The following is a 14,929-nucleotide window of genomic DNA, read 5'->3' on the forward strand; positions in this document are numbered from 1 at the left end:
GTTTTTTCACATCCCCCACGCCTTACTCGGCAGCGGGTGCTTCTGGCTTGCGACGCTTGAGCGGCGCCATGCCATCCTTGCTGACGAGCGACAGGTTGTCGGTCTTCGGCCGGTTGGCGATCTTGCGCTTGGTCGGCGACTTGGCACCGGCCTTTTTCTTCTCGCCCTTGGCGTCGGTTTTTTTCTTCTTCACGCCAACGGCCTTGCCCGACGCCTTGACCTTCTTCGGCCCGGTGTAGGTGCCTTTGACTTCCTTGATGGTGCGGCGCTCGAACGACTGCTTGAGGTAGCGCTCGATGCTCGACATCAGGTTCCAGTCGCCGTGGCAGATCAGCGAGATCGCCAGGCCATCGTTGCCCGCACGCCCGGTACGGCCGATACGGTGCACGTATTCGTCGCCGCTGCGGGGCATGTCGAAGTTGATGACCATGTCCAGGCCGTCCACGTCCAGGCCGCGCGCGGCGACGTCGGTGGCGACCAGGATCTTCACGCCGCCGGCCTTGAGGCGGTCGATCGCCAGTTTGCGGTCCTTCTGGTCTTTCTCGCCGTGCAGCACAAACGCCTTGTAGTCCTGGGCCACCAGGCGGCCGTAGATGCGGTCGGCGGCAGCGCGGGTGTTGGTGAACACGATGGCCTTCTGATAGGTCTCGTTGGCCAGCAACCAGTTGAGGATCTGTTCCTTGTGCACGTTGTGGTCAGCGGTGACGATCTGCTGGCGCGTGGTGGCGTTCAGGTCGCTGACGTTGTTGACCTGCAGGTGCTCAGGGTTGTTCAGGACCTTGGCGACCATCTCGCGCAGGGTCGAACCACCGGTGGTGGCGGAGAACAGCATGGTCTGCTGGCGGTTCACGCATTCAGCCACCAGGCGCTGCACGTCGTCGGCAAAGCCCATGTCGAGCATGCGGTCGGCTTCGTCGAGCACCAGCACCTCGACTTCCTTGAGGTCAAGGTTACCGGCGTTGAGTTGCTCGATCATGCGCCCAGGCGTGCCGATCAGGATGTCCGGCACCTTGCGCAGCATGGCGGCCTGGACCTTGAAGTCTTCGCCACCGGTGATCAGGCCGGACTTGATGAAGGTGAACTGCGAGAAGCGCTCGACTTCCTTCAAGGTCTGCTGGGCCAGCTCGCGGGTCGGCAGCAGGATCAGGGTCTTGATGCTGACGCGGACCTTGGCCGGGCCGATCAGGCGGTTAAGAATCGGCAGCACGAAAGCGGCGGTCTTGCCACTCCCGGTTTGAGCCGTCACCCGCAGGTCACGCCCTTCGAGCGCGAGCGGGATGGCCGCTGCCTGCACAGGCGTAGGCTCGACAAATTTAAGCTCGGCCACGGCTTTGAGCAGGCGTTCGTGCAGGGCGAATTGGGAAAACACGGGTGCTACCTCGAAGAAATACAAAAAATCAGCTGCATAGGGTACCGGTTTCGGGCGTCCAAACCGAGTGTCTTTACGCGAACGGCGCTAATCAGTTGCTTTTTTGTCAGAGCATTTGTCCACGGCATCAACTTTGTTGCACTTAAATGCTCTAATCGCGCCGTCTTGTCTTACAGAAGAATCGGTTTCATCCATGGATATCAAACAGCTCTGGCTCAACGTCCAAAACCTCTGGGGCACCCTCGACGAACACCCGCTGCTGCATGCCAGCCTCGGTTTCCTGGTGTTGCTGGTGGTGGCCCTGCTGCTCGGACGGGTGGCCCGTTACCTCATCCTGCACGCCGTCAAATTGCTCGGACGGCAACCGGCGCTGCACTGGCTCAACGACCTGCGGCACAACAAAGTCTTCCACCGCCTGGCGCAGATGACGCCTTCGCTGGTGATCCAGTTCGGCCTGTACCTGGTGCCGGACCTGAGCAAAACCGCCATCCTGTTTATCGGCAACGTGGCCCTGGCCCTGACCATCCTGTTCCTGATGCTGGCCATGAGCGCCCTGCTCAACGCCCTGCTGGACATCTATGCGCGCACCGAACACGCGCGTACCCGCTCGATCAAGGGCTACGTGCAGTTGGCGAAGATGGTGCTGTACGTGTTTGGCGCGATCATCATCGTCGCGACCCTGATTGACCGTTCGCCACTGTTACTGCTGTCGGGCCTGGGTGCGATGTCGGCGGTGATCCTGTTGGTCTACAAGGACACGCTGTTGTCGTTCGTCGCCAGCGTGCAATTGACCAGCAACGACATGCTGCGCGTCGGCGACTGGATCGAAATGCCCCAGGTCGGCGCCGACGGCGATGTGGTGGACATCACCCTGCACACGGTCAAGGTGCAGAACTTCGACAAGACCATCGTCTCCATCCCGACCTGGCGCCTGATGTCCGAATCGTTCAAGAACTGGCGCGGCATGCAGGCCTCGGGTGGGCGACGCATCAAGCGCAGCCTGTTTATCGATGCCAGCGGCGTGCGCTTTTTGCGTGACGATGAAGAAGTACGCATGACCCAGGTGCATCTGCTCACCGACTACATCGGGCGCAAGCAGGCCGAACTCAAGGCCTGGAACGAAGCCCAGGGCCACAGCGCGCAACTGTCGGCCAACCGCCGGCGCATGACCAACCTCGGCACCTTCCGCGCGTATGCCCTGGCCTACCTCAAAAGCCATCCGGACATCCAGCCGAACATGACCTGCATGGTGCGCCAGATGCAAACCACCGCCGAGGGCGTGCCGCTGGAGATCTACTGCTTTACCCGCACCACCGCGTGGGCCGATTACGAGCGGATCCAGGGGGATATTTTCGACTACCTGCTGGCCGTGTTGCCGGAGTTCGGATTGAACCTGTACCAGCAACCCAGTGGCACCGACTTGCGCACCGGGATACTGGCCCTGGCAGGCACTGCCCGAACCTTGGAAACCCCGGAGTAGTGACAACGATATCGACGAGGGGCTGGGAAGCGCCTCGTCGCTATCTATATAGGACGATGGGCGCAACCGTATTCATCTAAACACGACCGATAAAAGCCAGCATCTATGTATAGCCGCTGCTGCCGATTATTCAACGGGCCCACCCCATAAAGAAAATTTCTCCTACGCCTTTAGTGAATTTCACTACTTGCGCGCACTATTTCTAATCTGTTTTAAAAAAAATCCACGCCTTAGCATCTGGCCATCAAACAACGCCAGCAAAAGGCCTCCCTCATGTTATGGACAACTCAGCTTTCCGATAATGCAGCAGACTTTGTATTAAGTTCGAATGCCGAAGCATTGACCCACTATTGTGGTGCTGGCGCCTTTGCTCAACCCCACGATTTTTATACCCAAAACCCCTACCAGCGCCCTTCGCGGCCGCAGGACGTCACCGATTCAATCATCACCACCTGCCTGACCAGCGACCAGCTTTCAAACAGCCAGCATCTATTGGCACAGCGGTTGTTATTGAATATCTACGAACAAGACCTGGTCTTCTTGCCCAAGCCGCCATTGGAACTCGACTTCAAGGCGTTCAAGCGTTTCTATGATCCCCAGCACGCGGCCAGTGGCAAAAAGATCCGCCCGTTGCTGGAACACTACTTGTACAACTGGCTCAAGGAAGAAGTACATATCAATGGCCCTTGGTGCCTGGACTCTTTTATCGCCCACACCGATAAAGTATTGGATGACGTCGCCCGATCCGAGTCCAAACTCCATGAAGTACTGACCACCAGCCGCCACCCCGAGCGAGCCGCCAGGTTTTTCATGACGCAGTGTGCGGGAGACTTCCTCAGTGAAGCATCGGCCATGGCCCGCAACGTACTGGGTAACAGCGGTGTGTACACCAGCGAATTGTTCAAGATCCTGATCGACGAGTACGGCTACGGCGTCGACAAAAAGAAGCACAGCACCATTTTTGAAGACATGCTCCAGGACATGGGCATGTCCCATCACGTGCACCACTACTGGCAGTTCTATACGCCGGCGTCGCTGTCGCTCACCAACTACTTCCACTATGTATCGGCCAACCATGGCGAGCTGTTCCGCTATATCGGCGCCATGTACTACACCGAAGCCACGTTGGCGCTGACCACCAAGCACCAGTCACGCGCGATCAAGACCATCTTCAACGGCAGCGTCTCCACGGACTATTTCGATGAGCATGCCCACATCGATGTGCACCACGGAAGAATGGCCCTCCAGCGCCTGATCATTCCCATGATCAAGCAGTTCGGCACCCAGATCATCCCCGATCTTATTCGCGGCTTTGAAGAGTTCAGGCTGCTTCAGGACATCGCCGACGAAGAGTTGTATGCCCATATCAACTGGCATGACGCGTTCGATGAGCATCGCGCACAGGCAGCGGCGCTCCAGGGCCACAAACCCGTGGACCTGAGGATTACCGAGACCGAACACGAGCTGTCGGTGCTGCATACCCACCCGAATGACGAACTGTTCTGGGTCGAATCAGGCGAGCTGGAGTTTGTCGCCAGCCCCGAACTGACGGTGCGCCTCAAGGCCGGCGAAGGCGTGGTAATTCCCAAGGGAATGCTGCACGGCACCCGCATCACCAGCCCGTCCTGCACGTACACCGTCACCGCCATCTGAGTAGGCAACCCAATGAAAGCCATCAGCCTGAATCTCGACCACGCCAACTTTGTGGCCGTGGGGGAAAGAACCTACTTTCTCAAGCGTCACGCCTATTCGACGCAATTGCTGCCCACCGCATGCCCCCACCGTGGCGGCCCGCTGCACATGGGCGAAGTGACAGGCGACGGCCAAAGCGTGATCTGTCCCTGGCACGACAATGCCTACAAGGTCTGCAACCTGGAAAAAAAGGCGCTGCCCACCGTGCGCGTCATGAACCAGATCAGCACCGTCGTCGGCGACACCGAGCGCTGTGTGCCGCTGCTTAAAATCTCCCGTTACGACTGATGAAGCCCATGAATACTAAATCGACATTGACCGCGTTCTATTCAATCGTGACCCTCTTCACCGGCCTCGACATGGCGATTGTCATCGCGATGGTCTGGTTCGGCCTGGAGACTACCGGTTCGACATTCCTGGTCGGCGCCACCTTGTGCGTGGCCACCGTGGTGCCCTATTTATGCGAACAGTACATCGGCAAGTTCTTTACCATTGAACTCAGCCTGAAACGGCTGCTGTACATTCGCCTGGCGGCCTTCGCCGCAGTACTGGGGCTGTCGTTTACCCAGGCCGCCTTGCTGCCCATCGGCTTCCTGGCCATCGCGTTCGTGGTGGGCGTCACCGACTACTTCACCATCAGCACCCTGGAATCGAAAAATACCAAGCTGGTGCTGGCCGGCCTCACCGACAGCGATACCTGCGCGCGGTTGATGCAAACCTCCATCCAGATCGGTGCCTTCGGCGGTGCGCTGCTGGGCGGGTTGATCGTGGATGTGTTCTCGGTCAACCAGACGCTGCAGATCATCAGCCTGGCGGCGATCCTCTCGCTCGCGGCCATCCTCCTGGTGGCCGACAACCCCAACGAACACACCGCCGAACAGGCCACAGGGCCCTCCACTGCGCGGCCGCTGGACCTGCCGCGCAACCTCTACATCCTGATCATCGTGTTGAGCATGATCGGGTTCCATATCGGCGCGTTCAACAGCCTGGTGCCCATCGTTTTTCAAAAGCTCAATGAGTGGAATGCCACCCTGTTCGGCGTCGCCAGTGGCCTGGCCGGCCTGGGCGCCTTCAGCGCCGCGGTATTGCCGCGCATCAAGCTCAACAGCTACGGGGCCATCTCGCTGGTGATACTGGCGGACGTGGCAATCGTCTACTTCCAGAACCTCTACGTGATGATGGCCGCGGCCTTCCTGCTGGGTTTTTGCATCAACAGCCTGCGGATCCAATTGCGTAAAACCCTGATCGAGTCGGCGCCCAACGCCCGGGTAGCCGATGTGATCGCGGCCAAGAGTTCGCTCTACTACCTGCTGGTCAGTGGCTCGGCACCGATGATCCTGACGTTCTTCACCACCTCGGGATTTCTCGGACTCGAAGGCGCCCGCCTGTTGATGATCGTCTCCGCCGGCCTGTTGGCCACCGCCGTACTGGCATGGAAACTGACCCCGGCCGCCGCGCCCACGGCCACCACGGAATAAGGAATGCACGACGTGAAAACCGTACTCATCGTTGACCCGTTCTCCACGGGCAAACTCTACGCGCCCTTGCTCAACGCACAGGGCATACGGTGCATCGCCGTGATCTCCACACGCGCCTTGCCTGAACACTTCACCAACGACTTGATCACCGAGAACTTCCATGAGGTGTATGCCTGGGAAGAGAGCCTGTTGATTACCCTGGAAGCCTTGTCACCGAGCGCCGTGATCGCCGGTTGCGAAACCGCGATCTACCTCACGGACTACCTGACGGAGCTGCTCGACATCCCGGGCAACAGCCGTATCACCAGCGACCTGCGACGCAACAAATTCTCCATGCAGCAGGCGCTGAAAAAATACCAGTTGGCCCACATCGATTCGCACTTGCTGAGCTCACCGAGCCGTATCGGCGAAGTGCTGGGCAAACTCGACGAGGCGGCCACCTATGTGGTCAAGCCGCTGAACTCGGCCGCCACCGAAGGCGTGGTGTTTGCCCAGGGCAAACGCGAAGTGGAGACCGCCTTGAAAAACGCGGCCTGGCAGCAGAAAAACGACCTGGGCGAAGTCAATCTCGGTTTTATCGTGCAGTCGTTCATAGCGGGACCGGAGTACGTGGTGGACATGGTCGCCTTTGACGGCACCTACGTCGTTGCCAGCGTCTGCAAGTACACCAAGATCCAGAAGAACGGCAGCATGTTTGTCTACGAAAGCCTCGACACCCTCGACCCGCGGGCTGAAGAACTGCAACCGCTGACCGATTACGCGCGCCAGGCGGCAGCGGCCCTGGGCGTGCGGGTCGGGCCGATTCATATGGAAATCATCTGGTCTGAGGCCGGGCCGGTGATGATCGAGGCCGGCGGTCGCTTGCACGGCGGCATCGCGCCCCTGCTGTTCCAGCAGGTGTATCACCCCGACTTGCTGTCACTGTCGATCGACAGCTACCTCGGCCACCCACGCCCCCAGGCCGATGCGGTCAGCCAGATCAGCCATGGCCGGATCGGTTTCTTCTGTTCCGATGAACGCCATGCCTTCGCTCCGCCCTCACCCCAGGCCATACAAAGCGCCCAGGCGGACGAGGCCTATTGCGGGCACCGTTATTTCATCGGCGCCGGCGATACCACGCCGGTCACGATCGACTTCGCCACCTGTCCAGGGCTGTTCTGGCTGCAAAGCCCTTCGGCGCAGCAACTGGACGCCAGTACCGCCAACCTGCGAAAAAAACTGTGGGGCTAAGGTTATGAAAAGTCGCTTGATCATCAGAAAGTCAGCCTGTGAGCTGGGCATCAATAATGCGTGCGCCGCCGTGATCGAAGACATCACCGTCTCGGATGACCAGAGCTTCGTCGGGGTACTGCAAAGTAACCTGAACCACGTGGCCTCGCGCCTTAACGAGCTGGACTCGAACGTCGTATACGAGGGGTTTGCCAAACAGCTCAAGAAACTCGGCTACGAAAATACCGTGAGCGCCAACGAAAAGCTGCTGCGCCGCTTCATCGCCAAAGGCGTGTACCCCATCAACAACATCGTCGACGCCTATAACGCGGTCGCGATCCGACATGGGGTCAGCATCGGCGTGCACACCTATCATCAGAAGGATGACATCTACGTGATGCGGTCGGAAAAACCGAGGGTGCTACGCCCCCTGTTCGCCAAGAAGGCCATCACCATTCCCGTCGGCGATATCGTCTATACCTGCGGTGATGTGCCGTTGGCGAGCATCGGCAAGGTGGATGCCGATGCCCATGACTTCCGGCTGACAAAAGACTCGTCGAGGTTGTTGGTGGTGATCCTGGGGCACGACGACACATCGTTCCAATTCAACCAGGCGGTCATCGAAGAACTCGTGGACACCCTGCGCCAGAAAATGCCGAACCTGAGCCATCATTTTCTTGAAACCGTGCGCGACCACGCCTGAAGCCAGCACATGAAGGGGGGGCCGGCGCCTAGCGCCAGGCCTTCAGCACCGGGTTGACCACCACTTCCTTCACATGCTCGATCTTCAGCAGGCTGTCCTTGAAAACCATCAGTTCTTCAAAGCTCCTGTACCGAACGTCGAGCATCATGTCCACGTCGCCAAACAGGGAATAGGCATGCACCACCTGGCTGAACTGCTGGATCTTCGGAAACACCAGATGGCAGTTGCTGCCATTGAGCGTCAGCATCAAGAACGCCGCTTGCAGGGTCTCATCGCCCTCGGCGACGTTGATGGTGAAGCCCAGGATGATGCCTTTTTCAATCAGCTTTTGAACGCGCGACTCCACTGCGGTTCGAGACTTGTGAACTTGCCGCGCCAATTGCGCCAGGCTGACTCGGGAGTCATCCTTCAAGGCTGCAATGATCAGTTCATCAATCTTGTCCACTCTGCCGCCCCCACACCGTTCTTTTCGATAGCAGACTTTCATTGTCGCTCACGCATGCCTTCGGCCGATCACGTCGCAGACTGTACGCCAGGCGCGGGCTTTACGCCCAATCGACTTATCCACACCGCCCCCAGGATCACCAGGCCACCCAAGGCCAGGCGACCCAACGGCTCGTGCTGGTTCCAGATCAGCAGGTTCAGCAACAATCCTACCGGCACATGCAGGTTGTTCATCACCGCCAGGGTTCCGCCATGCACCAGGCAGGCGCCTTTGTTCCACCAATAAATGCCAAGGGCAGTGCTGACCAGCCCGAGGAACAGCAAGACACCCCATTGCAGCGGCGCTTGCGGCAGGAAATCGGCCTTGCCGAACAACAGGAACGCCGGCAACACCACCAGCAACGCACCGAGGTAGAAATAACCGAAACGCCGGTAGTGCGGCAGGTCACTTGGGTAGCGTGCCACCAGGTGCTTGTACATCACTTGCCCGGCGGCGTAGGTGAAGTTAGCCAGTTGCAGCAGCAGGAAGCCCATCAGGAAGTGCGGGGTGATCTGGTCGAAGCGAATCACCGCCGCCCCCGCCACTGCCACCAGGGCAGCAACCAGTGCCCACGGGTTGAAGCGCCGGTTGAGCGCATCTTCGATCAGAGTCACGTGCAACGGCGTGAGGATGGTGAACAGCAGCACCTCCGGCACCGTAAGCACACGAAAGCTCAGGTACAGGCACACATAGGTCACGCCGAACTGCAGCGCGCCGATCACCAGCAGGCCGCGCATAAAGGCAGGTTCGACCGAACGCCAGCGAGTCAGCGGGATAAAGACCAGCCCGGCCAGTACCACACGCACCAGCACCGCGAAGTAGCTGTCGACGTGACCGGCGAGGTATTCGCCGATCAAGCTGAAGGAAAATGCCTGAATCAGGGTGACAACCAGTAGATAGCCCATGTGCGCCTCGCATCGAATGGGCGGGACATTAAAGGTTTTCGGCGATTGAAGAAACTCGGGGCAAAAAAAACCCGACCTCGCTAAAGCGGCAGTCGGGCAGGAGCACTCAGGAGCAACAAGTGCAAAGGGAGGTTCGTACGCGTACTTGAAGGGTTTGCGTGGAGCGATATAAACACCGCGCGATTATCTGACGATTAAAGGATCAACCACCTCATGCCACGAGCTGTACCAGCTGGGCCTTGGCGTGGTTGATGCCCTTTTCCTGGAAGTCCCCGCTCAGGTTCACCCCTTCGGCGTGAATGAAAGTGACATCGTGGATGCCGATAAAGGCCATGACCTGGCGCAGGTACGGTTCCTGGTGATCGGAACTGGCACCGGTGTGGATGCCACCCCGGGCGGTCAACACAATGGCACGCTTGCCGGTCAACAAACCTTGCGGCCCGGTGGGGGTGTACTTGAAGGTCACACCCGCCCGCAACACGTGATCCAGCCAGGCCTTGAGGGTGCTGGGGATGGCGAAGTTGTACATCGGTGCGGCCATCACCAGCACGTCGGCGGCCAGCAGTTCGTCGGTCAACTCGTTGGAGCGGTCGAGGGAAGCCTGTTCGTTACCGTTGCGCTGATCCGCCGGTTTCATCCAGCCGCCGAGCAGGTTGGCGTCCAGGTGCGGAACCGGGTTGAGCGCCACGTCACGCACCGTGATCCGGTCCGTCGGGTGGGCGGCCTGCCATTGGCTGATGAACTGCTGGGTCAGTTGACGGGAGATTGAATCCTGCTGGCGGGCGCTGCTTTCGATGATCAGGACATTGGACATGGCTTCGTAGGCTCCATCTGTAATTGCTGTAAGTCGATGGAGTGGAGATTAGACAGAGCCAATTCGATAAAAAAGCGCAAAAAACTGCTATAACCAATCTATAAATTTGTTTATAAGCGGAGTATCGCGAGGGGCATGCTCCGCTGCTGTGTTATTTCGGCGCGCAGGCCAACGCGATACGCATCTTGATAATGGCGCGGTTGAACTTGACCGTGGTGTTGGTGCTTTTCCCCGCTGGCACCGTAACCGTGCGACGACGCGGCGATTCCGGGCCATTGGTGAACGTTACCGAACACACGGCGTCCTGGGTGCCGTAGTTATTCAGCTGGATCGAGCTGATATCGCCGTCCACGTCGGAGGCGGTGTAATCGATGCTCACGCCGTCGATCTTTTTCGTCACGTCGATGGGGTAGGCAAACGCGCTCATCGGCAGCAGCGTCAGCAACACACAACAGAATTTTCTCATTCGGCAGTCTCCAATAGGGACCGCCAGCTTAGGACAAGAGGAACACATCTTGAAAGCGCCCCGCGTTACCCTCGATCAATGGCGCACGCTGCAAGCCGTCGTCGACCACGGCGGCTTCGCCCAGGCAGCGGAAGCGCTGCACCGTTCGCAGTCCTCGGTGAGCTACACAGTAGCCCGTATGCAAGACCAACTCGGCGTGCCGCTGCTGCGCATCGACGGGCGCAAGGCGGTACTCACCGACGCCGGTGAAGTGCTGCTGCGCCGCTCCCGGCAACTGGTGAAAAACGCCAGCCAGCTGGAAGACCTCGCCCACCATATGGAACAGGGCTGGGAAGCCGAAGTGCGGCTGGTCGTCGATGCGGCCTATCCCAACGCGCGCCTGGTACGCGCACTCACCGCGTTCATGCCGCAGAGCCGTGGTTGCCGGGTGCGTTTGCGGGAAGAGGTGCTGTCCGGCGTCGAAGAGCTGTTGATCGAAGGCGTGGCCGACCTGGCGATTTGCGGCTTCAGCATCCCCGGCTACCTGGGCACCGAAATGAGCGACGTGGAGTTCGTCGCCGTGGCCCACCCCGAGCACGCCTTGCACCGTATGAACCGCGAGTTGAGCTTCCAGGACCTGGAAAGCCAGATGCAGGTGGTGATCCGCGACTCCGGCCGCCAGCAACCCCGGGATGTGGGCTGGCTTGGCGCTGAACAACGCTGGACCGTCGGCAGCCTGGCCACCGCCGCCGCCTTTGTCGGCAGCGGCCTGGGCTTTGCCTGGCTGCCACGGCACATGATCGAGCGTGAACTCGCCGAAGGCGTGCTCAAGCAGCTACCCTTGGAACAGGGCGGCAGCCGCCACCCCACGTTCTACCTGTATTCAAACAAGGACAAACCCTTGGGGCCGGCAACGCAGATCCTCGTGGAGCTGCTGCGCACCTTTGACACAGCCCCTCTGGACGCGCCTTTCGCCGCCCCCCAGCAAGCCTGAAACGGAGTTCATGCATGGCCTGGTTCGACCATGAAGGCTGCAGCCTGCACTATGAGGAATACGGCCACGGCACGCCGCTGATCCTGATCCACGGCCTGGGCTCCAGCAGCCAGGATTGGGAACTGCAGGTGCCGGCGCTGGCCCGCCACTACCGCCTGATCGTGGTGGATGTGCGCGGCCATGGGCGCTCCGACAAGCCTCGGGAGCGCTACAGCATCGAAGGGTTCACCTACGACCTGGTCGCCCTGATCGAGCACCTGGACCTGCCGCCCGCCCATGTGGTGGGCTTGTCCATGGGCGGCATGATCGCCTTCCAACTGGCGGTGGACGAGCCCGGCCGGGTCAAGAGCCTGTGCATCGTCAACAGCGCGCCGCAGGTCAAGGTACGCAGTGCCCGGGAGTACGGGTGGTGGGTCAAGCGCTGGACGCTCGCCCGTGTGCTCAGCCTCGCCACCATCGGCAAGGCACTGGGCGAGCGCCTCTTCCCCAAGCCGGGTCAGGCCGACCTTCGCCGCAAGATGGCCGAACGCTGGGCAAAAAACGACAAACGTGCTTATCTCGCCAGCTTCGATGCGATTGTGGGCTGGAGCGTACAGGAACGACTTTCGAGGATTACCTGTCCAACCCTGGTCATCAGCGCCGACCACGACTACACCCCCGTGGCCCAGAAAGAAAACTATGTAAAACTGCTGCCCGATGCGCGACTGGTGGTGATCGAGGATTCCCGCCATGCCACGCCCTTGGACCAACCCGAAGTCTTTAATACCACCCTGCTCGATTTTCTAGAGACAGTCGAAACCACTACCCAGGATCACTGACCCATGCTGAAAAAAATCGCCTTTTTTGCCGGTTCCGTTCTGTTCGCTGCCAACCTGATGGCCGCCGAGCCTTCCAAGGCGCCACACGTATTGATCTCCACCACCAACGGCGACATTGAAATCGAACTGGACCCGGTCAAGGCGCCGATCAGTACCAAGAATTTCCTCGCCTATGTCGACAAAGGCTTCTACACCAACACGATCTTCCACCGCGTGATCCCGGGCTTCATGGTCCAGGGTGGCGGGTTCACCCAGCAGATGTCGCAAAAGCCGACCGAAGCGCCGATCAAGAACGAAGCCAGCAATGGCCTGCATAACGTGCGTGGCACGCTGTCGATGGCCCGCACCTCGAACCCGGATTCGGCCACCAGCCAGTTCTTCATCAACGTGGCTGACAACGCCTTCCTCGACCCGGGTCGCGATGCCGGTTATGCCGTGTTCGCCAAAGTGGTCAAGGGCATGGATGTGGTCGACATCATCGTCAACTCCCAGACCACCACCAAGCAAGGCATGCAGAACGTGCCAATCGATCCTGTCCTGATCAAGTCGGCCAAGCGCATCGACTGAGGTCTGCAGGAAACTCCGCGCACGGCCCACAAGGCCGCGCGCGCATTTGAAAGGAGAGCCCGCCAGGCGGGCGTCAACCCTAATGCTCTATCGTCGTTTTGAACAACTGATCGATATTTTCCGCGACGCACCCAGCGCCGCCCCTCCCGACAAAGTCCTGCCCTTCTACCTCTACTACCTGCGCCAGGTGTGGCCGCACTTCGCCGCCTTGCTGGTGGTGGGCCTGATCGGCGCGCTGATCGAAGTCGCGCTGTTCAGCTACCTGAGCCGTATCATCGACCTGGCCCAGGGCACGCCACCCGCCAACTTCTTCCAGCTCCACAGCACCGAGCTGATCTGGATGGCCGTGGTCGCCCTGCTGCTGCGCCCGATCTTCGGCGCCTTGCACGACCTGCTGGTGCACCAGACCATCAGCCCCGGCATGACCAGCCTGATCCGCTGGCAGAACCACAGCTACGTGCTCAAGCAGAGCCTCAACTTCTTCCAGAATGACTTCGCCGGGCGTATCGCCCAGCGCATCATGCAAACCGGCAACTCCCTGCGCGACTCCGCCGTGGCGGCAGTGGACGCTATCTGGCACGTGGCGATCTACGCCATCAGCTCCCTGGTGCTGTTTGCCGAGGCCGACTGGCGCCTGATGATCCCACTCGTGACCTGGATCGTTTGCTACAGCCTGGCGCTGCGCTACTTCGTGCCGCGCGTGAAAGAACGCTCGGTGATCTCGTCGGAGGCACGCTCCAAACTGATGGGCCGCATCGTCGACGGCTACACCAACATCACCACCTTGAAGCTGTTCGCACACACCCAATACGAGCAGCAGTACGCCAAGGAAGCGATCATCGAGCAGACCGAAAAAACCCAGCTGGCCAGCCGCGTGGTGACCAGCATGGACATCGCAATCACCAGCATGAACGGCCTGCTGATCGTCACCACCACCGGCCTGGCCCTGTGGCTGTGGACACAGTCGCTGATCTCGGTGGGCGCGATTGCCCTGGCTACCGGCCTGGTGATTCGTATCGTCAACATGTCCGGCTGGATCATGTGGGTGGTCAACGGCATCTTCGAAAATATCGGCATGGTGCAGGACGGCCTGAAAACCATCGCCCAACCCCTGGCCGTGATTGATCGCGACAACGCCCCGCGTTTAAGCGTGCCCCGTGGCGAAGTCCGCTTCGAGCACGTGGATTTCCACTACGGCAAGCAGAGCGGGATCATTGGCGGCCTGAACCTTGAGATCAAGGCCGGTGAAAAGATCGGCCTGATCGGCCCGTCCGGCGCGGGCAAGTCGACCCTGGTCAACCTGCTGCTGCGCCTCTACGACCTGCAAGGCGGGCGGATCCTGATCGACGGCCAGAACATCGCCGAAGTGGCCCAGGAAACCCTGCGCGAACAGATCGGCATTATCACCCAGGACACCTCGCTGCTGCACCGCTCGATCCGCGACAACCTGCTGTACGGCAAGCCGGACGCCACCGACGAAGAACTCTGGGCCGCCGTGCACAAGGCGCGTGCCGACGAGTTCATCCCGCTGCTGTCGGACTCGGAAGGCCGTACCGGGCTGGATGCCCACGTGGGCGAACGCGGGGTGAAACTCTCCGGTGGGCAGCGTCAACGTATCGCTATCGCCCGTGTACTGCTCAAGGATGCGCCGATCCTGATCATGGACGAAGCCACCTCGGCGCTGGATTCGGAAGTGGAAGCGGCGATCCAGGAAAGCCTGGAAACCCTGATGCAAGGCAAGACGGTGATTGCGATTGCGCACCGGTTGTCGACCATCGCGCGGATGGACCGCCTGGTGGTGCTGGAGAAAGGCCAGATTGCCGAGACGGGCAGCCATGCCGAGCTGCTGGCCCATGGCGGCTTGTATGCACGCTTGTGGCAGCACCAGACCGGGGGGTTTGTCGGCATCGACTGAAGCAAGCCCCCTCCCACATGGGTGGCCTGGATTTGTGTAAAAACCGTGCTGTACTC

15 protein-coding genes are annotated in these 14,929 nt (G+C 60.0%); 10 read left to right on the forward strand and 5 right to left on the reverse strand.

All coding sequences use genetic code 11. The features are described 5' to 3' along the window. Positions 1-22 precede the first annotated feature (22 nt). The gene (locus J1N02_RS05395; protein WP_027603770.1) at positions 23-1,369 is read right to left on the reverse strand and encodes a DEAD/DEAH box helicase; all 1,347 of its coding nucleotides are present in this window, start codon (positions 1,367-1,369) and stop codon (positions 23-25) included. A gap of 193 nt (positions 1,370-1,562) precedes the next feature. Between J1N02_RS05395 and J1N02_RS05400 the strand changes: the two genes are divergently transcribed. The 6 genes from J1N02_RS05400 (at position 1,563) to J1N02_RS05425 (ending at position 7,931) form a co-directional block, all read left to right on the forward strand. Then, on the forward strand, positions 1,563-2,849 hold the full coding sequence (locus J1N02_RS05400) for a mechanosensitive ion channel family protein (RefSeq protein ID WP_098478932.1): 1,287 nt from the start codon (positions 1,563-1,565) through the stop codon (positions 2,847-2,849). Between the two features lie 273 nt (positions 2,850-3,122). Further along, positions 3,123-4,502, forward strand: coding sequence for an iron-containing redox enzyme family protein (locus J1N02_RS05405; RefSeq protein ID WP_051429301.1), 1,380 nt, complete (start codon positions 3,123-3,125; stop codon positions 4,500-4,502). A gap of 12 nt (positions 4,503-4,514) precedes the next feature. Continuing rightward, complete coding sequence (locus tag J1N02_RS05410; RefSeq protein ID WP_027603767.1) at positions 4,515-4,829, forward strand: Rieske 2Fe-2S domain-containing protein; 315 nt, start codon at positions 4,515-4,517, stop codon at positions 4,827-4,829. 8 nt (positions 4,830-4,837) lie between these two features. Further along, positions 4,838-6,019: an MFS transporter gene (locus J1N02_RS05415; RefSeq protein WP_027603766.1), complete on the forward strand. Its 1,182-nt coding sequence runs from the start codon at positions 4,838-4,840 to the stop codon at positions 6,017-6,019. Positions 6,020-6,031: 12 nt separating this feature from the next. Further along, positions 6,032-7,249, forward strand: coding sequence for an ATP-grasp domain-containing protein (locus tag J1N02_RS05420; protein WP_027603765.1), 1,218 nt, complete (start codon positions 6,032-6,034; stop codon positions 7,247-7,249). 4 nt (positions 7,250-7,253) lie between these two features. Next, positions 7,254-7,931 (forward strand): phenylalanine--tRNA ligase beta subunit-related protein, encoded by a 678-nt coding sequence (locus J1N02_RS05425; RefSeq protein WP_027603764.1) that lies wholly within the window; start codon positions 7,254-7,256, stop codon positions 7,929-7,931. 28 nt (positions 7,932-7,959) lie between these two features. On the opposite strand, the gene J1N02_RS05430 is transcribed toward J1N02_RS05425, so the two are convergent. From J1N02_RS05430 to J1N02_RS05445, 4 genes are all read right to left on the reverse strand, one after another. After that, positions 7,960-8,376: an Lrp/AsnC family transcriptional regulator gene (locus J1N02_RS05430; RefSeq protein WP_027603763.1), complete on the reverse strand. Its 417-nt coding sequence runs from the start codon at positions 8,374-8,376 to the stop codon at positions 7,960-7,962. A gap of 68 nt (positions 8,377-8,444) precedes the next feature. Beyond that, positions 8,445-9,320 (reverse strand): carboxylate/amino acid/amine transporter, encoded by an 876-nt coding sequence (locus J1N02_RS05435; RefSeq protein WP_027603762.1) that lies wholly within the window; start codon positions 9,318-9,320, stop codon positions 8,445-8,447. A 211-nt stretch (positions 9,321-9,531) separates the two neighbouring features. Beyond that, positions 9,532-10,134 (reverse strand): FMN-dependent NADH-azoreductase, encoded by a 603-nt coding sequence (locus J1N02_RS05440; protein ID WP_027603761.1) that lies wholly within the window; start codon positions 10,132-10,134, stop codon positions 9,532-9,534. 151 nt (positions 10,135-10,285) lie between these two features. Continuing rightward, complete coding sequence (locus J1N02_RS05445; RefSeq protein WP_027603760.1) at positions 10,286-10,600, reverse strand: hypothetical protein; 315 nt, start codon at positions 10,598-10,600, stop codon at positions 10,286-10,288. Positions 10,601-10,649: 49 nt separating this feature from the next. On the opposite strand from J1N02_RS05445, the gene J1N02_RS05450 reads away from it, so the two are divergent. The 4 genes from J1N02_RS05450 to J1N02_RS05465 all read left to right on the forward strand — a co-directional run bounded on the left by J1N02_RS05450 (position 10,650) and on the right by J1N02_RS05465 (position 14,873). Beyond that, positions 10,650-11,573 (forward strand): LysR family transcriptional regulator, encoded by a 924-nt coding sequence (locus J1N02_RS05450; RefSeq protein ID WP_027603759.1) that lies wholly within the window; start codon positions 10,650-10,652, stop codon positions 11,571-11,573. 14 nt (positions 11,574-11,587) lie between these two features. Next, complete coding sequence (locus J1N02_RS05455) at positions 11,588-12,391, forward strand: alpha/beta fold hydrolase (protein ID WP_421147210.1); 804 nt, start codon at positions 11,588-11,590, stop codon at positions 12,389-12,391. A 3-nt stretch (positions 12,392-12,394) separates the two neighbouring features. Next, positions 12,395-12,958, forward strand: coding sequence for a peptidylprolyl isomerase (locus J1N02_RS05460; protein ID WP_027603757.1), 564 nt, complete (start codon positions 12,395-12,397; stop codon positions 12,956-12,958). Between the two features lie 82 nt (positions 12,959-13,040). Beyond that, the gene (locus J1N02_RS05465) at positions 13,041-14,873 is read left to right on the forward strand and encodes an ABC transporter ATP-binding protein (RefSeq protein ID WP_421147211.1); all 1,833 of its coding nucleotides are present in this window, start codon (positions 13,041-13,043) and stop codon (positions 14,871-14,873) included. The last annotated feature ends 56 nt before the right edge of the window (positions 14,874-14,929 follow it).

Source organism: Pseudomonas sp. NFX5 (genome assembly GCF_049132125.1).
GTDB lineage: Bacteria > Pseudomonadota > Gammaproteobacteria > Pseudomonadales > Pseudomonadaceae > Aquipseudomonas > Aquipseudomonas marginalis.

Excerpts from the sequence above, each read along its gene's own strand:
- J1N02_RS05400 (WP_098478932.1), top strand. The coding sequence starts at position 1,563 with ATGGATATCAAACAGCTCTGGCTCAACGTCCAAAACCTCTGGGGCACC.
- J1N02_RS05405 (WP_051429301.1), top strand. The coding sequence starts at position 3,123 with ATGTTATGGACAACTCAGCTTTCCGATAATGCAGCAGACTTTGTATTA.
- J1N02_RS05410 (WP_027603767.1), top strand. The coding sequence starts at position 4,515 with ATGAAAGCCATCAGCCTGAATCTCGACCACGCCAACTTTGTGGCCGTG.
- J1N02_RS05415 (WP_027603766.1), top strand. The coding sequence starts at position 4,838 with ATGAATACTAAATCGACATTGACCGCGTTCTATTCAATCGTGACCCTC.
- J1N02_RS05425 (WP_027603764.1), top strand. The coding sequence starts at position 7,254 with ATGAAAAGTCGCTTGATCATCAGAAAGTCAGCCTGTGAGCTGGGCATC.
- J1N02_RS05435 (WP_027603762.1), bottom strand. The coding sequence starts at position 9,320 with ATGGGCTATCTACTGGTTGTCACCCTGATTCAGGCATTTTCCTTCAGC.
- J1N02_RS05440 (WP_027603761.1), bottom strand. The coding sequence starts at position 10,134 with ATGTCCAATGTCCTGATCATCGAAAGCAGCGCCCGCCAGCAGGATTCA.
- J1N02_RS05445 (WP_027603760.1), bottom strand. The coding sequence starts at position 10,600 with ATGAGAAAATTCTGTTGTGTGTTGCTGACGCTGCTGCCGATGAGCGCG.
- J1N02_RS05455 (WP_421147210.1), top strand. The coding sequence starts at position 11,588 with ATGGCCTGGTTCGACCATGAAGGCTGCAGCCTGCACTATGAGGAATAC.
- J1N02_RS05460 (WP_027603757.1), top strand. The coding sequence starts at position 12,395 with ATGCTGAAAAAAATCGCCTTTTTTGCCGGTTCCGTTCTGTTCGCTGCC.
- J1N02_RS05465 (WP_421147211.1), top strand. The coding sequence starts at position 13,041 with ATGCTCTATCGTCGTTTTGAACAACTGATCGATATTTTCCGCGACGCA.